19 protein-coding genes are annotated in these 21,946 nt (G+C 36.6%); 3 read left to right on the forward strand and 16 right to left on the reverse strand.

Features of this window, described 5'->3' with window-relative positions; all coding sequences use genetic code 11:
- Positions 1–69 precede the first annotated feature (69 nt).
- Positions 70–1,059, reverse strand: coding sequence for an asparaginase (locus Bho11B_RS01770; RefSeq protein WP_035005572.1), 990 nt, complete (start codon positions 1,057–1,059; stop codon positions 70–72).
- A 212-nt stretch (positions 1,060–1,271) separates the two neighbouring features.
- On the opposite strand from Bho11B_RS01770, the gene hslV reads away from it, so the two are divergent.
- Complete coding sequence (gene hslV / locus Bho11B_RS01775; RefSeq protein ID WP_035005574.1) at positions 1,272–1,853, forward strand: ATP-dependent protease subunit HslV; 582 nt, start codon at positions 1,272–1,274, stop codon at positions 1,851–1,853.
- Positions 1,854–3,161, forward strand: a complete 1,308-nt coding sequence (gene hslU, locus Bho11B_RS01780; protein ID WP_035005576.1) for an ATP-dependent protease ATPase subunit HslU — start codon at positions 1,854–1,856, stop codon at positions 3,159–3,161. It begins immediately after the preceding gene.
- Positions 3,162–3,181: 20 nt separating this feature from the next.
- Here hslU and Bho11B_RS01785 read toward each other — a convergent pair whose 3' ends face one another.
- The 3 genes from Bho11B_RS01785 to rpsO all read right to left on the reverse strand — a co-directional run bounded on the left by Bho11B_RS01785 (position 3,182) and on the right by rpsO (position 6,951).
- On the reverse strand, positions 3,182–4,180 hold the full coding sequence (locus Bho11B_RS01785) for a class I SAM-dependent methyltransferase (protein WP_035005578.1): 999 nt from the start codon (positions 4,178–4,180) through the stop codon (positions 3,182–3,184).
- Positions 4,181–4,252: 72 nt separating this feature from the next.
- On the reverse strand, positions 4,253–6,454 hold the full coding sequence (gene pnp, locus Bho11B_RS01790) for a polyribonucleotide nucleotidyltransferase (RefSeq protein ID WP_078673506.1): 2,202 nt from the start codon (positions 6,452–6,454) through the stop codon (positions 4,253–4,255).
- Between the two features lie 227 nt (positions 6,455–6,681).
- Entirely contained in the window at positions 6,682–6,951 is a 270-nt protein-coding gene (gene rpsO / locus Bho11B_RS01795) for a 30S ribosomal protein S15 (protein ID WP_035005582.1), read from the reverse strand.
- A gap of 312 nt (positions 6,952–7,263) precedes the next feature.
- Here rpsO and Bho11B_RS01800 point away from each other — a divergent pair, with 312 nt between their 5' ends.
- On the forward strand, positions 7,264–8,886 hold the full coding sequence (locus Bho11B_RS01800; RefSeq protein ID WP_078673507.1) for an MFS transporter: 1,623 nt from the start codon (positions 7,264–7,266) through the stop codon (positions 8,884–8,886).
- 102 nt (positions 8,887–8,988) lie between these two features.
- Here Bho11B_RS01800 and truB read toward each other — a convergent pair whose 3' ends face one another.
- The 12 genes from truB to ybeY all read right to left on the reverse strand — a co-directional run bounded on the left by truB (position 8,989) and on the right by ybeY (position 21,937).
- Positions 8,989–9,948, reverse strand: coding sequence for a tRNA pseudouridine(55) synthase TruB (gene truB, locus Bho11B_RS01805; protein WP_078673508.1), 960 nt, complete (start codon positions 9,946–9,948; stop codon positions 8,989–8,991).
- Positions 9,945–10,361, reverse strand: a complete 417-nt coding sequence (gene rbfA, locus Bho11B_RS01810) for a 30S ribosome-binding factor RbfA (protein WP_035005589.1) — start codon at positions 10,359–10,361, stop codon at positions 9,945–9,947. The genes truB and rbfA overlap by 4 nt, the downstream gene beginning before the upstream one ends.
- A 125-nt stretch (positions 10,362–10,486) precedes the next feature.
- Entirely contained in the window at positions 10,487–13,030 is a 2,544-nt protein-coding gene (infB, locus tag Bho11B_RS01815) for a translation initiation factor IF-2 (protein WP_078673509.1), read from the reverse strand.
- Entirely contained in the window at positions 13,027–13,662 is a 636-nt protein-coding gene (locus Bho11B_RS01820; protein WP_035005592.1) for an RNA-binding protein, read from the reverse strand. The genes infB and Bho11B_RS01820 overlap by 4 nt, the downstream gene beginning before the upstream one ends.
- Positions 13,663–15,276, reverse strand: a complete 1,614-nt coding sequence (nusA, locus tag Bho11B_RS01825) for a transcription termination factor NusA (RefSeq protein ID WP_035005596.1) — start codon at positions 15,274–15,276, stop codon at positions 13,663–13,665.
- 49 nt (positions 15,277–15,325) lie between these two features.
- Positions 15,326–15,952: a ribosome maturation factor RimP gene (gene rimP, locus Bho11B_RS01830; RefSeq protein ID WP_035006637.1), complete on the reverse strand. Its 627-nt coding sequence runs from the start codon at positions 15,950–15,952 to the stop codon at positions 15,326–15,328.
- A gap of 145 nt (positions 15,953–16,097) precedes the next feature.
- Complete coding sequence (locus Bho11B_RS01835) at positions 16,098–16,799, reverse strand: tRNA (guanine(46)-N(7))-methyltransferase TrmB (RefSeq protein ID WP_078673510.1); 702 nt, start codon at positions 16,797–16,799, stop codon at positions 16,098–16,100.
- Complete coding sequence (metK, locus tag Bho11B_RS01840) at positions 16,796–18,064, reverse strand: methionine adenosyltransferase (protein WP_035005600.1); 1,269 nt, start codon at positions 18,062–18,064, stop codon at positions 16,796–16,798. The genes Bho11B_RS01835 and metK overlap by 4 nt, the downstream gene beginning before the upstream one ends.
- 115 nt (positions 18,065–18,179) lie before the next feature.
- Complete coding sequence (locus Bho11B_RS01845; protein WP_035005602.1) at positions 18,180–18,593, reverse strand: helix-turn-helix domain-containing protein; 414 nt, start codon at positions 18,591–18,593, stop codon at positions 18,180–18,182.
- 144 nt (positions 18,594–18,737) lie between these two features.
- On the reverse strand, positions 18,738–20,333 hold the full coding sequence (gene lnt / locus Bho11B_RS01850; protein WP_035005603.1) for an apolipoprotein N-acyltransferase: 1,596 nt from the start codon (positions 20,331–20,333) through the stop codon (positions 18,738–18,740).
- Between the two features lie 3 nt (positions 20,334–20,336).
- On the reverse strand, positions 20,337–21,359 hold the full coding sequence (locus Bho11B_RS01855; protein WP_078673511.1) for a hemolysin family protein: 1,023 nt from the start codon (positions 21,357–21,359) through the stop codon (positions 20,337–20,339).
- A gap of 101 nt (positions 21,360–21,460) precedes the next feature.
- Entirely contained in the window at positions 21,461–21,937 is a 477-nt protein-coding gene (gene ybeY / locus Bho11B_RS01860; protein ID WP_035005607.1) for an rRNA maturation RNase YbeY, read from the reverse strand.
- Positions 21,938–21,946: the final 9 nt, after the last annotated feature.

The following is a 21,946-nucleotide window of genomic DNA, read 5'->3' on the forward strand; positions in this document are numbered from 1 at the left end:
TCATGATTGAGAGCAGAACAACAGGCTGTCTTTTGTTTAAAAAATCATGTTTTGTTTTAAAATAGTGAATTAACTTATAGTCCAATCATTCCAGCGTGCAATGATTTGTTTTTGTGATAGATCTTCTGCCAAAAAAGCCCATAAAAGTAAACGTGCTTTTACTGCTGACAAATAGCCAGACATTAAAGCACCAGAAGAAATCATATCAATTTCTGAACCTTTATAACCGTAGGTTGTACGAGTTGTTGGACCATGATAAGAACGGCTTGCAATGATGATTGGTATTTTTTTTGCGTATTTTCGTACTATATCCGCTTCTTGAAAACTGCAGTGGCCTGAACCAAAACCTGCTATGACAAGGCCTGCATAATGTCCACTTTCAAGGCAAAATTTCATCAAGTGTGTATCAGATGATAAAGAGGAATATAGCAGCGCAACTTGATGATCATTTTTTTTAGGAGCTGTGAAAGTTGTAGGAAAAAAATTTCGATCGTTAAAATAAAAGAGTTTTCCTTCTAAAATTGTTCCTAGAATGCCTGTTAGACCTGATTGCAGCGTTTCGACTTTAACAGTATGGCTTTTTTGTACCCAGTAGGGTGAATGAATAGTATCATTCATTACAACTAGGACTCCTCTATTACGGCTTTGTGGATTAGCCGCGACGCGGGTTGCAGCCAAAAAATTAGCAGGTCCATCAGCGCTTGCTTCACAGGGTATACGCATAGCACCAGTTACAACAAGTGGTTCAGCTCTATTCCAATAAAGGGAAAGAAAAAAAGCTGTTTCTTCTAATGTGTCGGTTCCTTGCGTTAAAACAATACCATCTGCACCCATCTTAATTTGCTGTGTTGCCCATTCTATTGTTTCAAGCAGAATTTTAAAAGATAGAGATCCACTTGGTAGTTGTGTTAATGTGTAACTCTGAATATCAGCAATTTTTTCTAAATCAGGAATATTTTTTATGAGTATATCTGATGTTAAAGTCGGCTGCATTTGGCCCAAATTATTGGCTGTCATTGCAATTGTTCCACCTAATGTGCCTACTGCTATTCTTTTCATAATTTTCCCCTGTAAGAAGGCAGATTGCTTATATAAAGCAATATAACAATAATTCGAGTATACAACAATGATGTCATTTTTTATATTATTTTATATTGAGAAAAATTGAAGTGCGCTCAAGCATTGTGTTTTGCAATATATATTATTAAATAAAGGAATTAGTGATTTTATTTTATGTATGATAAAAGGGAGCCATGTTAAGGAGTTTTCTTATGACAGAGCATAAGCCTGATATTATGTATGGTACGACAATCGTAACTGTAAGAAAAGGTAATAAAGTAGTTATGGCTGGCGATGGTCAAGTTTCACTTGGACAAACAATTATGAAAAGTAATGCGCGCAAAGTTCGTCGTCTTGGGAAAAGTGGAGCAGTGATAGCTGGTTTTGCAGGTGCTACAGCAGATGCTTTCACACTATTAGAAAGATTAGAGACAAAACTTGAGCAATATCCTGATCAGCTTATGCGTGCATGTGTAGAGCTTGCAAAAGATTGGCGTACCGATCGTTATTTACGTCGTCTTGAAGCAATGATGCTTGTGGCTGATCAAAAAACTACTTTGGCGTTGACAGGTCTTGGTGATGTCTTAGAACCAGAAGATGGAGTGATGGCAATTGGTTCTGGAGGTAATTTTGCTTTGTCGGCTGCACGGGTACTGATGGACATGGACTTAGATGCAGAAACTATTGCTTCTAAAGCTATGAGTATTGCTGCTAAAATTTGTGTTTACACCAATGATAATTTTACAATAGAAACATTGGATGCTGAATTACCTCCTTTAGAGAAAGCTATTTGAATGTGTGTTGTATTTTCCCCTCGTGAAACTGTTTCTGAACTTGATCGTTTTATTATTGGACAAAATGATGCTAAGCGTTCTGTTGCTATTGCACTGCGTAATCGGTGGCGTCGACAACAGCTTGAAGGGCAGATGCGTGAAGAAGTGATGCCTAAAAATATCCTGATGATAGGGCCAACAGGTGTTGGTAAAACAGGAATAGCTCGTCGATTAGCAAAACTTTCTGGAGCTCCTTTTGTTAAAGTAGAGGCCACTAAATTTACTGAAGTGGGCTACGTGGGTCGCGATGTTGAGCAAATTATTCGTGATCTCGTTGAAATTGCAATTTCTCTTGTGCGTGAAAAAAAACGTGATGAAGTAAAAGCAAAAGCTCATCTTAATGCTGAAGAACGAGTTTTAAATGCTCTTGTAGGAAAAACCGCGAGTCCTGCTACCCGTGATAGTTTTCGTAAAAAATTGCGCGAAGGAGAATTGGATGACAAAGAAATTGAAATTGAAGTAACTGATAATAGTAATAGTGCTCCAACTTTTGATATTCCTGGTATGCCTGGTGCACAAATGGGTATTATGAATTTATCAGATATTTTTGGAAAGATGGGTGTTCGTACAAAGGTACGCAAAACGACTGTAAAGGACGCTTTTAAACCATTAATTGATGATGAATCGGAGAAACTCCTAGATCAAGATCAAATTATTCAAGAGGCACTTCGTGTTGCTGAAAATGATGGAATTGTTTTCATTGATGAAATTGATAAAATTGCAACTCGTGATGGTGGGGCAAGTGCTGCTGTTTCACGCGAAGGGGTTCAAAGGGATCTTTTGCCTTTAGTTGAAGGGACAACAATTGCGACTAAATATGGGCAAATAAAAACAGATCATATTCTTTTCATTGCTTCTGGTGCTTTTCATGTATCTAAGCCCTCTGATTTATTACCAGAGCTGCAAGGTCGTTTGCCTATCCGTGTAGAATTAAATGCTTTAACAAGGGAAGATTTACGGCGTATTCTTACTGAACCTGAAGCTAGTCTGATTAAACAATATATTGCTTTAATGGCAACAGAAGAAGTTCATTTAGAAATTACTGATGATGCAATTGATGCGTTAGCTGATATTGCTGTTGATTTAAATGCGAGGATCGAGAATATTGGCGCACGTCGTTTGCAGACGGTTATGGAGCGTGTTTTAGATGAAATTTCTTTTACGGCACCTGATAAAGCCGGTACTTCATTTAAAGTTGATGCTGATTATGTCAGAAAATCTATAGGAGAGCTTGCTTCTGATATAGATCTTTCACGTTTTGTTCTTTAGAGACCTTTGCATATAGTGATCTATCGATGTGCTTCTATGATTTTGTAGCCATGAACTTCTTCATGGATAAAAACTGTGCAGAAGAGCTTTTTTAATAGTGTTTCATAAGGTAGATGGCGATTTGCAACGAGAAGCAAGCGACCTTTAGGTTTAAGGTATTTTGCAGCATTTATAATAAAATGCTGCCCTAATGAAATGTCTGTTGTTTGTTGTGTATGAAATGGTGGATTTGAAATAATTGTATCATAAAGATTTTTTATAGGCTCATAAATAAGATCATGCCAATAAAAGCCAATCGGAAGAGAGGTTTTTATATGCTGTAGATGTTTTTTTGCTGCCTCTAAAGCGTTATAGTCGGCTTCATAAAGGTCGAGTGCAGTTAAGTTTTTGCTTACTTCAAGTGCAGTATAAGAAAGAAATCCCCAGCCCGCTCCAAAATCAGCTGTTTTTCCAAAAATGACTTTATGTAAATAAGGTATAAGTGCAGCAGATCCTGGGTCAATACGACCATGAGAAAACATACCAGAAGTAGTTTGAAATTTATTTCCAAAACTGAGTGGTGATGAGCGAAAATGAGCAATATTTTGTTTATCTATTTTTTGCGGTACTTGCAACCAGAAGATATGGCTATGATTTTTGGATAATTTTTTACTAATAGGAACAAGAGTGTTAACCCATTTCATCATTGAGGCAGAACCAGCAGTTTTTTCTCCACTAATGATGATCCATCCACCAGGTTTGACTCGTTCTAATAGATCAAGAAAACGATTTTGATTAAGATCACGATATTTACTAAGTTGTAGCAGTCCTCCATCATAGATTATGGTTTGATTTATTTGGGGGCTACATTGAAATTTAGCATTGGTAAATTTTAAAAAGTCTTGTCGCCAAGGGGTTATAATTTCAAGATTTTTTATCCATTGTTTATCAGGAATTTTAGTTAAACCAAAACCTAAAAAATATTGGTTCGAACAAGGTCTAGGGAGATCATAGCTTTCAAAAGGTAAAAATAGAGACACATTTTATTCTTTCAAAGAAATGCCTCTCCAATATTTTAGAATGGCATTTTATTTTACAGTAAGAAAATAAAATTAATCTTCTTTTTTCTTACGACGGTTTTTCTTTTCAGATCGATTCCTTTCATGAATATTACCGCCTTTTTCTGTTTCTATTGAGTCATCATGGATAAGCTCTTTTCCAGTTTGTTGATCAACGACTTTCATCGATAACCGAATTTTACCACGTTCATCGAAGCCCATTAATTTAACCCAAACCTTATCACCTTCTTTGACAATATCAGTTGTTTTTGCTACCCGTTCTACCGCGAGTTGAGAGATGTGAACAAGTCCATCGCGAGAACCAAAAAAATTAACAAACGCTCCAAATTCTGCAATTTTAACAACTGTTCCTTGGTAAATAGCACCGACTTCAGGTTCATCAACAATTGAAAGGATCCAATTTTTTGCTGCTTCAATGGTTTTTAAATCAGAAGAAGCAATTTTAATTGTTCCATCATCCTCAATATTAATTTTAGCTCCAGTTTTTTCCACAATTTCTCTTATTACTTTACCACCAGCACCAATAACATCACGAATTTTATCTACAGGAATATTCATCATTTCAATACGTGGAGAAAATTCGCTAAGTTCACTACGTGCACGAGCTAAGGCCTTTGCCATTTCATTGAGAATATGGATTCGACCATCCTTAGCTTGTGCAAGTGCGATTTTCATAATCTCCTCAGTAATGCCGTCAATTTTTATGTCCATTTGCAGAGAAGTAATTCCGTTTTCTGTACCTGCTACTTTGAAATCCATATCACCAAGGTGATCTTCATCCCCTAAAATATCTGATAGAACGGCAAATTGTTTACCTTCTTTAATCAAACCCATTGCAATACCAGCAACAGGGTTGGCTAAAGGAACACCTGCATCCATGAGTGCTAATGAAGTTCCACAAACAGTTGCCATTGAAGAAGATCCATTTGATTCAGTAATTTCTGATACAGTACGAATAGTATAAGGAAATGATTCTTTTGTCGGCAACATGGGATGAATAGCACGCCACGCTAATTTACCATGACCAATTTCACGGCGGCCAGGAGAACCAATACGGCCTATTTCACCTACTGAAAAAGGTGGAAAATTGTAATGGAGAAGAAATGTTTCTTTATACATACCTGTCAAGGAATCTATATATTGCTCATCTTCTCCAGTTCCTAATGTTGCTATGACAAGTGCTTGTGTTTCACCACGAGTAAATAATGCTGATCCGTGTGTGCGAGGTAAAATACCTACTTCTGATTGAATTGAGCGAACATCTGAAAGATTTCGTCCATCAATGCGTTTTCCCGTATCAAGGATGTTTTGGCGAACAATTTTTGCTTGCAACTGTTTGAAAACAGTTGCAATCTGATCTGTATTAAATTCGCAGTTTTTTTCTGTTTCTTGTGTGAATTTATTGATGACTTCTTCTTTAAGAAGATCAAGTGCAGCATGACGTTTTTGTTTATCAGTAATTGTATAAATGTCTCTGAGATCTTGTTCGACCATTTCAAGCATATCTTTTTCAAGGATAGATAGATCCTCCGGAATAAAGTCGCGGGGCTCTTTAGCAGCTACTTCGGCAAGTTTGATGATTGCATTAATTACAGGTTGAAAACTTTTTTGGCCAAACATGACAGCGTCTAACATTACATCTTCAGGTAATTCATGTGCTTCTGATTCAACCATTAGTACAGCATTTTCTGTTCCAGCAACAACGAGATCAAGTTTTGATTCAGGCATCTCGTCAATATTAGGATTAAGAATATATTGTCCATTGCAGTAACCAATACGAGCAGCGGCAATGGGGCCCATAAAAGGAATACCTGAGAGAGTTAGTGCGGCAGAAGATGCAATTATAGCAAGAATATCAGGGTTGTTTTCTAAATCATGCTGGATGACAGAAACGATTACTTGTGTATCATTTTTATAACCATCAACAAAGAGCGGGCGAATTGGACGATCAATTAACCGTGAAATTAAGGTCTCACTTTCACTTGGACGGCTTTCGCGTTTTAAATAACCTCCAGGTATTTTACCAACTGCATAGTTTTTTTCTTGATAATTAACGGTGAGCGGAAAAAAATTTTGATCTGGTTTCGGAGTTTTTGCTGAAACGACAGTTGCCAAAACAACAGTTTCACCATATGTAGCAAGAATCGCGCCATCTGCCTGACGTGCAATTTTTCCTGTTTCGAGGATAAGTGACCGGCCGGCCCATTCAATTTCTACCTTATGGGTTTTAAACATTTTTTATCCTTAATGACCTAATATTTACATTGTGATTTTGTGTTATGTTTCAAAGTTATGGGTAATACAACAAGACATTTCTATATTTTGCATAGAGAGAAATAAATGACAGATCAAATGGAAACACCCGGCAATCTCGCTCACGATTCTTCATTAGTCTTTGATTACGAGCAGTATATTAAAGTAAAAGAGTGATTTTTCGTAAAAAAATACTCACTTACTTTTCTTCAACGGCGTAAGCCTAATCTTTCGACAAGTTTCTGATAGCGATCTTGATCAACACCTTTTAGGTAATCAAGAAGTCGGCGGCGTTGGGATACCATCTTTAAAAGACCCCGACGAGAATGATTATCTTTTTTGTGAGATTTAAAGTGGTTGGTTAAATTAGAAATGCGTTCAGAAAGAACAGCAACCTGAACTTCTGGTGAACCTGTATCACCGATTTTAGTTTTATATTCTGTAATAAGAGCTTTTTTACGCTCAGCAGTAATCGACATCGTATTGTCCTTTCAAAAAATAAGCAAAAAACACCTGTAGCCAAGATGTCATCCAGCAAAGGCTATAAAAGAACAAGAAGAGAGAAAATCTTACTTGCTTTGATACTGATATTTGGTACTTATATAGGAAATAAAGTTAAAATACTAGCCCTTGAAGATTTTCTTTATATAAGTTTATTTTGGCAAATATTTATTTTAAGATTTTTTATGAAAGTTTCTTAAAGAATTATTATTCTAAATAGATAAGATAATAACTTTACATGATGTACTAATAGTAAAGGGACGAATGAACTGCTGATTTGGAGACAAAAGATGCAGAAGGTTTCAACATTAGAGATTTTTCATAATTCAACATTCAGAAATTTATGGGTCGCTACTCTTGTAGCGAATTTAGGTGGCCTTGTACAGGCGGTGGGAGCAAGCTGGATGATGACATTGATTAGTCCTTCTCATTTTATGGTAGGGCTTGTGCAAAGTGCTACGACATTACCTCTTGTTGTTTTTTCTCTGATGGCAGGTGCATTAGCTGACAATTTTAATCGGCGTCATATTATGCTTTTTGCTCAAATTATTATGATGATTGTCTCAATTAATTTGGTTATTTTATCTTATATGGGATTAATTACCCCCTGGCTTCTCTTATGCTTTACATTTTTGATTGGATGTGGAACCGCTTTGTATAATCCTTCTTGGCAAGCAACAATAGGGGATATTGTGAACCGAGAAAATATTTCTACTGCCGTTAGTTTGAATAGTGTTGGTTTGAATTTGATGCGCAGTGTAGGACCTTCTATTGGAGGAGCTATTATTTCTACTTTGGGTGGTATTACAACTTTTTTTGTCAATGCGCTCAGTTATATTCCTTTGATTAGCGTTTTGTTTTTGTGGAAGCCAAATTACAAGAACAATACATTACCAAGGGAGAGTTTTTTAGGAGCTATAGCAGATGGTCTCCGTTATGTAGCAATGTCTCCCAATCTTTTGAGTATTATGATAAGATCATTCCTTTTTTGTGTTGGTGCTGTTTTTGTTTTTGCGTTACTGCCAATCGTTGTACATGAATTTTTTGAAGGGAATGCACTGTTTTATGGTACATTACTTAGTTGTTTTGGTCTGGGAGCTATTACAGCTGGCGTGATTAATTCGTTTGTACGAAGCAATTTTAAGTCAGAAATAATTGTTGCAAGTGCATTTGTTGGATTGTCCTTTTCTTGCTTTGTTTTAGCAATGAGTCGTTCGTTGTTTATAAGCCACTCTGTTTTATTTCCTGCTGGTTTATGTTGGGTTTTGGCATTATCACTCTTTAATACATCTGTACAGCTTTCTACACCACGTTGGGTTGTTGCGCGTGCTTTAGCCCTTTATCAAACTGCATCTTATGGTGGTATGGCTGTTGGAAGTGCAATCTGGGGTGTATTAGCTGAGGTTTATTCTTTAACAGTCGCTTTGAATGTTTGCGCGATATTCTTAATTTGTGGAGCTCTTGCGGGTATTAAATTTAAAATTCAAGAAATTCCTCAAATTAATTTTGAGCCGCTTGATCAATTTAGAGAGCCAGAGCTTTCATTAGATCTAGCAGGACAAAGTGGTCCAATTATGATTATGACTTATTATCAAATTAATGAAAATGATCTTGCAGAATTTCTTGAAGTTATGAGACGTTGCCGTCATATTCGACTACGTGATGGAGCACGCCAGTGGATTCTTTTGCGTGATCTTGAGAGGCCGGAATATTGGATAGAATCTTACCATATACCAACTTGGGTAGATTATTTGCGCCATAATCGCCGTTGCACAAAAGCAGATATAGAGGTTAACAAACATCTTGATAGATTAAATCGCATATCCAATAGCGTAAAGGTTCATCGCATGATTAAGTGGCAAACAGTACCAAAGATTAATGAGATACATTTAAAACTATCCAATAATCAATAATTTGAGTGTTATAAAATTGAAATATAAAATAGAAAATAGCTATTAGTATAAAAAAACAGCCTTCTATACTGGGCTTAGCTTAGTGTTAGAAATAGCAGCTCATTAAATTGTGAAAATTCGTTTTGGTTTGAATTGATTTTTATCAATTGTACCTATAGCAAGAAGCTGATCTTTGTAAGTGACATAAACATTTTCTTCATCAATAGAGATGTTATTTTCAAATAAGAGTACTGACTTACCCACTTTTATATGCATTGCTTGAGTTTTATTGAGAGTGTAGTGTGATAGGCAATGTAATGCAGCATCTGTTTTAATCAATAACTGATCAAGTACAGAGAAATCTCTCTTCGGTAGAGTACAATTTTCATCTGCTGTTTCTTTACAAAGCATTGCAACTTTTAATTCATCCCATGTAATGAGATCATTTTCTTTAAAAGGCGCAACTTTTATACGGCGTAGGTCAGAAATATATCCATAACAACCGAGATCGTGTCCCATATCACGTGCTAAGGAACGTACATAGGTTCCTTTTCCACATGTCATTTCAAAAATAGAATGTCCTTGAGCAGTAGTATCGATAAGCTTGAGGGTTTTAATTTCTACTTGACGAGATGAAATTTCAATATTTGTACCTTTGCGTGCTAAATCATAGGCACGGTTACCAGCAATTTTAATTGCTGAAAATTTTGGAGGTTTTTGCCAAATAATACCTGTATATTTTGGTAAAAGAGCAAGAATATTTTCTTGTGTTGGGCGTATCGAAGATGTTTTAGTAATTTCACCTTCTAGATCATCTGTGGAACGCTCTTCTCCCCAGGCTACACAAAAATGATAAGTTTTGGTACCTTCCATAACATAAGGAACAGTTTTTGTTGCTTCTCCCAGCGCAATAGGCAATAAGCCAGAAGCAAGTGGATCAAGTGTCCCTGCATGTCCAGCCTTTTGTGCGTTAAAAAGCCATTTGATTTTTGAAACAGCTGCTGTCGAACTCATTCCTTTGGGTTTATCTAGGATGATCCAGCCGGAAATAGAACGACCTTTTTTTGTACGTTGTCGTGTCACGTTTTTTGATCTTTAAGTTTATCATTATGAAGATCACGCGCAACCTCAGGTGATCGGAGTAAAGTATCAATTTTTGCAAAATTATCAAAACTGTTATCGAATCGAAAACGGAGTGCAGGCATGTATTTCATTTGCCGTAACTGATGACTGATCGCTCCACGGATAAAACGACTATTTTTATTTAAAGCGCTAACGATAGCATCGTGAGAAGTTTGATCGACGGTATTGAGAAAGGAAACAAAGCAAGTAGCAATTTTCAAATCTGATGACATACGCACTTCAGAGACAGAAATAACAATATTTTTAAAGGTATCATCAAGCAAAACACCTCGTTGCAATATATGAGCTATTGCGTGGCGAACCTGTTCTCCTACTCTTAATTGCCGTTGTGATGGATGTATATTTTTTACCAAAATTATAACCTTTTATATTCTGTTTTCCTTTTGTTCTCTTAAAAGATAAGAAAAGATAGAAAGATTGTATTAAGTTTAATACTTTTCTTTTTTAACTATTAGATAAAGAAAGCTCTTAGGTGACCTTATAATGTACGATTAATATGCTCGACTCGGAAAGTTTCAATAATATCACCCGCGCGAATGTCATCATAGTTTTCAAATGCCATTCCACATTCTTGACCAACTTGTACTTCACTGACTTCATCTTTGAAGCGTTTGAGTGTTTTAAGTTTTCCTTCATGAATAACGATATTGTCTCGAATTAGCCGGACGCCAGCTCCTCGTTCTATTTTTCCTTCTGTAACCCGACAACCAGCAACTTTTCCAGTTTTTGTAATGTTAAAGATTTCTAGAATTTCGGCATTACCAAGGAAGGTTTCGCGCTGTTCTGGTGATAGCAATCCTGACATAGCTGCTTTTATATCGTCAACAAGATCATAAATGATGTTATAATAACGGATTTCAATTCCTTGAATTTTAGCTGCATCTCTTGCTTGTTTATTCGCTCGAACGTTAAAGCCAATAACAGCGGATTGAGAGGCTTCAGCGAGAGAAATATCACTTTCAGTAATACCTCCAGCACCGGAGTGTACGACGCGTGCACGCACTTCCTCATTGCCTAGTGTTTCTAACGCTGAAGTGATCGCTTCAATAGATCCTTGGACATCTCCTTTGATGATAAGTGGGAATTCTTTTACACCAATAGTTTGTAATTTTGTCATCATTTGTTCAAGAGAACCACGAGAGCTAGTTTGTCGAGCTACAGCTTTGTCACGAGCTAAGTGTTGGCGGTATTCAGCTATTTCTCTTGCTTTTGCTTCATTTGTCACTACAGCAAATCGGTCACCAGCTTGTGGTGTACCTTGCATGCCTAAAATTTCAATTGGTGTAGAAGGCCCTGCTTTTTTGATATAACAACCACAATCATCAATTAAAGCACGAACACGTCCCCATTCATTGCCTGCAACAATAATGTCAGAAAGTTGTAATGTACCTTTTTGGATAAGAACAGTTGCAACAGGCCCCCGTCCTCGATCAAGTTTAGCTTCAATAACAACGCCTTCTGCTGTTCGCTCTGAGTCCGCTTTAAGATCAAGAAGCTCAGCTTGAAGAAGAATAGCTTCCAAAAGTTTATCAAGATTTTGTCCAGTTTTGGCAGAAACTTCAACTTCTAAAGTTTCACCACCCATGGCTTCAACAAAAACTTCATGTTGCAAAAGTTCTGTACGTACTTTTTGTGCGTCGGCAGTTGGTTTATCAATTTTGTTAATAGCAACAATAATGGGAACATTAGCGGCTTTTGCATGATTAATGGACTCAATTGTTTGTGGCATCACACTATCATCGGCGGCGACTACTAAAATAGCAATATCAGTTACTTGAGCACCACGAGCACGCATGGCTGTAAAAGCAGAATGTCCAGGCGTGTCGATAAAGGTAATCTTTTGACCATTTTGCTCAACTTGATAAGCACCGATATGTTGTGTAATTCCACCTGCTTCACTGGAAACAACATTGGCTTTACGAATAGCATCAAGAAGAGAAGTTTTTCCATGGTCAACATGACCCATAATGGTTACAACAGGTGGACGTGGACGCATCTTTAATGGATCATCACTGATATTGAAAATACCATCTTCTACATCAGATTCTGAAACACGTTTAACTGTATGACCAAATTCAACAGCAATGAGCTCTGCAATATCCGCATCGATGACATCACCAGGCTTCATCATTTGTCCTTGTTTCATTAAAAATTTAATAACATCAACCGAACGTTCGGTCATGCGCTGAGCGAGCTCTTGGATGGTAATGGTTTCAGGAAGAGTAACTTCACGAGAAATTTTTTCTCTTGGTTCTTGATTTTGTGCACGTTTGAATTTTTCCTGTCGACGACGCATTGCTGCTATTGAACGTCCACGTCCACTTCCTTCTTCATCCAACGCACTATGAAGAGTAAGTTTTCCTCGACGACGCTCATCAGCTCCTTTTACAACTTTAGGTGAACGCATTTCTGGTTTAGAAGAATTAGTGCGTCGGTTATGTTTGTCTTCATTATCATGATCATCTATAATACGTTTTTCTGCTATGGGTATATTTTTAAGCGGAATAGCTGCTTCTAATGCTTTTATATCTATTGCTTCGATAGATTCTGTTGAGGAGAGTGTAGAAGTATGAGTTGGAATTTGATCTGTGGTGTTCTTACTTTCTCGTAATGTTTGCTTTTCTTGATGAGTTTGTAAATGCAAACGTTCTTCACGTTCTTTGTCACGTTTTTCTTTTTCAGCTTGTTTACGTATTATTTTTTCTTGGATATGTGCTTCTTCTAAAGCACGGCGCCTCGCTTCTATTTCTGCTGATGAAAGGTTGCTCGGCGCTATAGGTTTACTGGGCGGTATTTCTTCAAATTTTGGTTTGGAGTGTTGAGCTACATGCGGTTTAGTAATAGGCTGTGGTGCTTCAGTTTTTTCGTCCGGGCGTGTAATTTTGCGTCGTTTAGTTTCGACAACCACAGCCTTTGTACGACCATGGCTGAAATTTTGTTTGATCGTACTAGTTTCTAATCCTGATCGTTTTAAGGTCAGTGTTTTTTTAGCTGTTATTTTGTCATTATTTTTTTCACTCATTGTATTTCCTTCACGGCCTTTGCCGTTATTGCACTAAGCTTACTATATTTATCCTCACGATAGGTGATTAATTTGTATATCGTTTTGATAAATCCCTCTGCAGCTTTCGTATTCAATAAGGCAGCATGTATCACAGGATTAGTTCCAAAAGCCATACTCATTTCATCACTTGTAAATAAAGATATAACTTTTATATTCTGATTTACTTTTTTTTGTATTGCGTGGATGGCTTGTGAAATTTTGCGTTTTCCATCTTCTTTTGCTTCTTTTGCATGGAGAACAAGAATAACCTGACCGGTGCGAATAGCAGAAACAACTTTGGTTGATCCTGTAACAATAGTCCCTGCTTTTCGAGCCATAGAAAGGCTTGAAAGTGCAGCTTTTAGTAGTAATTTATCCACAATATGAGCGAGGTTTTCAGAAACCTCAACATCTGTTTTAAGATTTTTGCTAAAAGCTTTACGTTTGACTGCCTCTTCTATGATAGTGTGATGCGCAGAAACCCAAAGACCACGTCCGGGTAAATTAGCTTTAAGATCAGGGATAATTTGATTATTTGGACCAATGACAAAACGGATCAGCGCTGCCGCTGAAGCACTTTTCTTTGTCACAATACAAGTCCGCTCATTCATTTAAAATTTATCCGCATCCAAATTATTTGTTGCTTCATCTTCTACAGGATGTTGTTTAATAAGATCAGCTTGATTTATCCAACCTGCTTGCACGCGTGCTGCTAACACCATGGCTTCTGCATCTGCACGGGTAATATCAAAGGGTGTCAAGATGCCAGGAAAATTTTGTGTTTGACCTTCTTTACATTCTCTCCATCCAACGAGATCATCAACTGCATAGCCTGCAAAATCCTCTATTGTTTTTACACCATCCTCACCTATAACAACTAGCATAGCATTTGTTATACCAGGCAGTGTTTGCAATTCATCTGAAACACCAAGCTCTTTACGCTTTTCGTTGAGTTCTTTTTCTTTACGTTCTAAATATTCACGTGCACGATTTTGGATTTCTGAAGCAGTATCATGATCGAAGCCGTCGATAGACTCTATTTCTTCAAGATTAACATAAGCGATTTCCTCAATTGAGGTGAAACCTTCTGAAGCCATAACTTGCCCAACCATTTCATCAACATCTAAAGTTTCCATGAAAAGCTTGCTACGTTCAGTGAATTCTTTATGACGATTTTCAGATTCTTCTTGTTCTGTTAGAATATCAATATTCCATCCTGTTAATTGCGAAGCTAAACGCACATTTTGTCCACGTCGACCAATTGCAAGACTAAGCTGATCACCAGGTACGACGACTTCAATACGTTCTGCATCTTCATCAAGAACAACTTTCGAAACTTCAGCGGGCTGCAGTGCATTGACGATAAATGTTGCAGCATCAGGTGACCAAGGAATAATGTCAATTTTTTCGCCTTGTAATTCTGCAACAACAGCCTGAACACGGCTTCCTCGCATTCCAACACATGCACCAACGGGATCAATTGAGCCATCGCGTGAAACAACAGCGATTTTTGCACGTGAGCCTGGATCACGAGCAACAGATTTAATTTCTATGATACCATCATAAATTTCTGGGACTTCCATAGTAAAAAGTTTTGCCATAAATTGAGGGTGTGTCCGTGAAAGGAAAACTTGTGGTCCTCTTGGTTCACGGTGTACGTCATGAACAAACGCACGAATGCGATCTCCATAATGAAAAGATTCCCGCGGAATTAATTCATCACGTCGCACGATAGCTTCTCCACGACCTATATCGACAATAACATTGCCATATTCCACACGTTTAACTGTACCAGAAATAATTTCACCAATTTTATTTTTGAATTCTTCAAATTGGTGATTACGTTCTGCATCACGTACTTTTTGCACAATAACCTGTTTAGCAGATTGTGTTGCAATGCGTCCAAAATCCATGGGAGGTAAAAGATCGGAAAGAAAATCACCGACTTTTGCGTCTTCTTTGCGTTTTAGGGCATCAGATAAAGCTATTTCAGTTGTATAATCTTCAACGACATCAACAACTTTAAGAAGACGTTGTAATTTAATTTCACCTGTTTTAGAATTGATCTCAGCACGGATGTTGGTTTCTTGGCCATAACGAGAACGTGCTGCTTTTTGAATAGCATCAGCCATTGCAGAAATGACAATTTCACGGTCAATTGACTTCTCACGTGCAACAGCATCTGCAATTTGCAGAAGTTCAAGCCTGTTAGCGCTTATAGCCATTGATTTTCTCCTTTTTTATGCCACATGAGGGCAGGGGGTCTGTTAATATTTAAGTGTTATATTTGTTTTCGTTCTTGAGAGGTTTAAGATTATCGTTCGAAATTAATTGTTTGTCTAAATCTTTATTTTTTTTCAATGTATCACGAATAAGTTCATCGGTGAGGATCAAGTGCGCGTTAGTAATATTAGAAAAAGAAATAAATATATTTATTTCTTCTCTGTGAGCTGTTTTCTCGATATTTAAAGTAAATCCATTTTGTGTAATATCTTTAAGCTTACCACGCAATTTTTGACGTCCATCAATAACAGTGTTGGTTTCAATTTTTGCGAGATGCCCTTGCCAATGAACAAAATCAGATTTTCTTACGAGTAGGCGATCAATACCAGGAGATGAAATTTCTAAGTGATACTTGCGTTCAATAACATTTTCTATGTCAAGGAGAGGGGCAACAGCTCGACTAACTATTTCGCAATCTTCTATTGTCATGGTGCCATTAGTGCGTTCAACCATAATCTGAAGTGTTAAACCATTTAAGCCCAAAAGTTTTGTGCGAACTAACCGAAAACCTAAAGGTTTTAGTAATGGTATAATAAGAGCAGAAACACGTGCTGCAACGCCATCTTCTTCAAATAAACGCGGTTCATCAATATCACCCATTCTTTCAATTTCATTCATATGGTTCATCCAAATTGTTATCGAACTTACAATAAAAAAGAGTGGCTCCAACTGGACCACTCCTCATCATAAGGCCGAAAATCTATCTCTTTATACTCTTAAACAGAGAATTTTACAAGTTATTTATAGTAAAGCATTTTATCTTTTATTGTTTAATAAAAGTAAGGTAAGTGGGTGTTCTGCCTTCACATAGGGCTTTGGCTTCATATCGGGTGCTTGGCCATAGTGGATAGGGAATTTTCCAGTCTGTAGGTTTTTGTGCGAGCCATTCAAAACTATTGTGTTGAATACAATGATAAAGCGTCCAATTGATATAGTCATCTATATCACTAGCAAAGCGGAATTTTTTACCGGCTTTAAGAACTCGAGAAAAACGGTTTAGATTTTTTTCATTAATGAACCGTCGTTTCCAATGCTTTTTTTTAGGCCATGGGTCAGGATAAAATAAATCTATTCCATCAAGAGATTCTGTTGGTAACCAATCAAGAAAATGTGTAGCATCATCGTTATAAAGACGAAGTTGATTTTGATATTCTTTGTGCTTTTCAGTGTATGATAATATTTTTGCCATTCCATTAATAAAAGGTTCTATACCGATAAAACCAGTGCGTGGAAAACGCTTCATTTCATGGAGTAGATGTTCTCCGCTACCAAAGCCAATTTCAAGTCGAACTTCTTCCACTGGATTGGTGAATAAAGATACTAACTTTAAAGGTGCAGGTTTGCTTAAATCAATGTTAAGAGTAGGAAGAAGCGTATTTATAAGTGTAATTTGATTGTTTCGTAGCCGTTTTCCTCGTCGGCGACCAAAAAAAGCTTCACTCATACGCGTTTTATGTGTAGTCATGATATTTTAATCATTTTTTTAAGTTGTCCAACTAAATCAGTTTTTTCCCAAGAAAATGAACCATCATGCTCTGGTTTGCGTCCAAAATGGCCATAAGCTGCTGTTTTTGCGTAAATAGGTTTGTTGAGATCAAGATGCTTTCGGATGCCTGTTGGTGATAAATCCATTATTTTTGGAATTGCGGCTTCAATAGCACTTTCATCTACTTTTCCTGTTCCATGGAGGTTAAGATAAATGGACAAAGGTTCTGCAATGCCAATTGCATAGGAGAGCTGAATAGTGCATTGATCTGCTAAATCAGCTGCAACAATATTTTTAGCTAGGTAGCGTGCAGCATAAGCTGCAGAACGATCAACTTTTGTTGTATCTTTACCTGAAAAAGCCCCACCACCATGAGGTGCGGCACCACCATACGTATCCACAATAATTTTCCGTCCTGTTAATCCCGCATCACTTTTAGGACCACCAATAACAAATTTTCCTGTTGGATTAATATACCATCTGCATTGATTGGAGATTGGGATATCATGTAAAGCTTGCAAAATATAGGGTTCAACAATTGTACGGACTTTATTCGAATCCCAGCTTTCATCAAGGTGTTGTACTGAAAGGACAATAGATGTCACTTCCGCAGGTTTGCCATTTTTGTATTCTATTGTTATTTGGCTTTTAGCATCTGGTCCTAATTTACCAGTTTCTCCCTCTTTTCTATGACGGGCTATTGCAAGATGTTCTAAAATCTTATGTGCATAATAAATTGGTGCAGGCATGAGATCTGGTGTTTCACGGCAAGCATATCCAAACATAATGCCTTGATCACCTGCTCCTTCTTCACCATGACGATCAATGGCATGATCAACTCCTTGTGCGATATCAGCTGATTGAGGGCGTAAAAGAACATCAATTTTAACGGTTTTCCAATGAAAATCTTCTTGTTCGTAGCCAATAGCACGAATGGCGTGACGTACAACTTTACGAAAAGGGGTAGGGTTAACAATAAGAGAGCCAGCCTTATCGCGTATAAATTGACCGTTTTTATCTTTTTTTAAGAGTGTATCGGGAACACGTACCTCACCAGCTATGACAACACGATTGACACTTACTAAAGTTTCACAAGCAACTCGTATTAACCATGGATTAGTTTTGGCTTTGTGAGATTCTCTGTAAACCATATCAACGATTTCATCAGAAATACGGTCACAAATTTTATCAGGATGTCCTTCCGATACCGACTCACTTGTAAAAAAATAATTTTGATGCGGCATAGGAACTCTCTCAAATAAAAAAGAAGTCAATATTTCATGTTTGGTAGACTCAAATTTGCTTTATTTGCCAATCCTATGCCAAATCGTCAATAATAATGTAAAAAAGAATATAATTTTATATCTCATCGTTATGATCTTCTTCAGAAAGAGCCTTCGCTAAATCAATAATTTTTCGGCGCACTTTAGCATCAGATATATTGGTAAAAGCACGCATTAATTGAATGCCTTCACTACTAGAACAAAAATCTATAAAATTATTATCACTTTCCGTAAAACCTTCTAAAGATTGTATACCAATTCCTTTATCAAAAAAATAGGAAACTGGAACATCCATAATTTCTGCAATTGCTTGGAGGCGGCTTGCTCCAACACGATTTGTTCCTTTTTCATATTTTTGAATTTGTTGAAAAGTAATACCTAATTTTTCACCGAGTTTTTCTTGAGTAAGACCTAATATATTACGACGCAAACGAATACGGGTTCCAACATAAATATCCATTGGATCGGGTTTTTTTCTAGTTTTGGTCATAATGCAACTCTTTATTTTCAGCGCTTTGTTTTTAAACAAACATTAGGTGCATGTGAGGTTAGTTTATTATAAATGAGGATGATATATAATACTTTTCTTGACGTTACTGGTACACATAACATGATATTGTACATAAGTACTCAATCATTCAAGCTGTTTTGTAGAACCAAAACTAATACGATACAATAGCATAAGAATGAATAAGATGAAAGTAGAGAATGTTCTGTATTTATTGTTCCAAATAGTGGTAATTGGTTGTGGGATCGGTGCATCAAGTGCGCCAATAATATTATATTCAAGGGAAGAAACAATTCTTCCATAAGGATCAATAACAGCTGATATTCCATTATTTGCTGCTCTAATAAGAGGTATTCCCAATTCAATGGCACGAAGTTGCGCTTGTTGAAAATGTTGATATGGGCCAGGCGTTTTACCAAACCATGCATCATTTGTTATATTAATAATTGCTTGAGGGGGGGGACCTTTAAAAGCCGTTATATTAGGAAATATCGCTTCATAACAAATAAGTGGAAGATAAGAAAAACCATTTGGCATCATAACGGTTCTTCGCACATTGGCAGCAGTATATCCATCAATGGTGTCAGCGAGAACATGCAATCCTACCTTTTTTAGTAAATTTTGATAGGGAAGATATTCACCAAAAGGGACGAGATGAAGTTTATCAGATATGTGAAGAATATCACCTTTGGCATCAATTACTGCAATTGTATTAAAATATTGTATTTGGGTATAAGGAGGGGAAGCATCACCGGTTCGGATGGCACCGATAATAGCCCATTGTTGGGGTTTTAGAAAAGAACCAATATGCTTTGTAAGAATAGAAGGCGTATTACTAAGAATATAAGGAAGAGAAGCTTCTGGCCATATGATAAAATCAGGCTCTGGATTTTGGCTAATAGCTGTTTTAATACTTAAGTTTAGATGAGCTGCAAATATATCGTTTCTTTTCGTATTGTTCATTTTGGTGGCTTGTTGGATAGAGGGTTGAACAATACGAACCCAATGGTTATTATTGCGGTACTCTGCTATATTCGGTGCTGTTTTCAAACGATAAAATCCAAATCCACTATGGGCTAATATAAGAAGAAAACAAAGTAAAAGCGCTGAATTTTTTTTTTCATTTGTTAATAAAACAGTTGGTAAACTATAGCATAAAATAGCAAGGATATTCATTCCATAGAGTCCTACAATCATATCTGATTGCATAAACATTGGGGTTGGCATAGCTGTATAACCGAGAGCATTCCATGGAAAACCCGTCAATAGGATAGCACGTAACCACTCTGCTAATCCGAGTGAGAAGGCTAATACAAAGAAGCGTGCTATGTTTTTTGTCCATAATAAGGAAACAATTATACCAGCAAAAAACCAATAAAAAGAAAGATAAACAGGAAGACAAAAAATAGAGAATGGTAATGCCCAAGCAAAAGAGATTGGATCTATTAATAATGCATTACTTAACCACCAAAGGCTACAAAAAAAATAACCAAAGCCAAAATTTCCAAAGGCTAGTGCATTTGTTAAAAGACGTTTTTTGTTGTTGTGGATAGTATTGATTTTATCGAGAAAAATAATGAAAATAGGAAATGTTAAAAAACAAATGGGCGTTAAATAAAAGGGGGGAAGTGCAAAAGACGTTAAAGCACCGCATAAAAAAACACATATTTGCTGTTTCCAACCAGTGATGGAAAGCAGGAGAAGGTTGAGATTCTTTAACAATAATTAGCTATCCTTATAAGATTGTTGTGCCTTAAGATTTTCATTTTCTGAGATACGAAAAATGCATAATCGTTTAATTCGACGTTTATCAGCTTCTAAAATACGGAAACGATAACCTGGTACAGTTTCAATAATTTCACCTTTTGAAGGGATGCGATCAAGAATGGAAAAGATTAAACCACCAATGGTATCCACTTCATCTCCGTATTCTCCCACGACAAAATCAGGACCAAGAGCTTTTTCCAAATCTTTTAATTCAGTCTTTGCATCAACCAACCATTTATTATCAGGTTGGCGTATGATAGCGTTATCAATATTATCATGTTCATCTTCAATATCTCCAACAACCAATTCGACAATATCTTCCATAGACACCAAACCATCTGTACCACCATATTCATCGATCACTAAAGCCATTTGTGTTCGTGTGGTTTGCATACGTGTTAATAATTTGCTTGCGAGCATAGAACGAGGTACAAAGAGAACTGTTCTAATAAGGTCTAGTTCACCGATAGGGTGTTGTAAATCTTTATGATTCAGTTGTAGAGAGTCATATTTTTGTTCATTTCGAGTAGAGCTGGTAATAAAAGAGGTTATATAATTGAGGATATCGTGGATGTGAATCATACCTCGTGGATCATCTAATGTTTCAGCGTATACAGGTATGCGTGAATGTCCAATTTTTGCAAAAAATTTAAGAGCTTCGCCGAGAGGAGTATTGATTTCCAATGCTTCTATTTCGGAACGCGGAATCATAATATTATCAACACGTGCTTCTCGTAGGCATAAAATATTATGAAGCATAGTGCGTTCTTCAGGAGAAAAAAGAGTTGTTCCCTTTTCGTTATCAGTAGCAAGTACATTAGTAAGACCATCACGTAGTGATGTATGGTTGCGTCTACGTAAAAATGAAAATAGAGAGCTTAGCAATGAATTTTTCTTTGTATAGCTTGTTTTTTGTAGAGAATATTCTTCAGGATTAGAAGATATTTGAGTATTATTTTTTGTATTAATTTTATCCGCCATAGCTTTAAAAATTTTCTAAACTTTCTCAATTATAATAGCTGCACCAATTATTTTAAATTTTATTATTTGTAAACCTAACCTTAAGTTTAACTTTTATCATTTTATAACAACTTAGTATAGGGATCTTTTATAGTTAGCTTTTGAAGTATTTCTTTTTCTAGTTTTTCCATTTGATTAGCTTCATCATTTGTTTCATGATCATAACCAAGAAGGTGAAGGATACCGTGAATGATTATATGCGTTAAGTGATCCTGAAATGATTTTTTTTCTTCTTCTGCTTCTCGCATAACAGTTTCTTGCGCAATAACGATATCACCAAGCATAAGCTTAGGATTTTGTCCAGCTTTAAGAGGAAAAGCAGGAAAGGATAAAACATTTGTGGGTTTATTGTGATTACGCCATCGTGCGTTAATTTGCGCCATATGCGTATCATCTGTAAAAAGCAGGCTGAGCTCACTTGTTATTTCATTTAATGATAAATGCTGCAATGTGGTAACTAGAGCTTTTTCAGTGATATTATAAAGCATTTTCTCATTATTCCATTTAGCACTTTCAATAGTTATATCAATAGAAATCATGAGAAATTG

The sequence above is a fragment of the Bartonella sp. 11B genome (assembly GCF_002022625.1).
Classification (GTDB): Bacteria; Pseudomonadota; Alphaproteobacteria; order Rhizobiales; family Rhizobiaceae; genus Bartonella; species Bartonella rochalimae.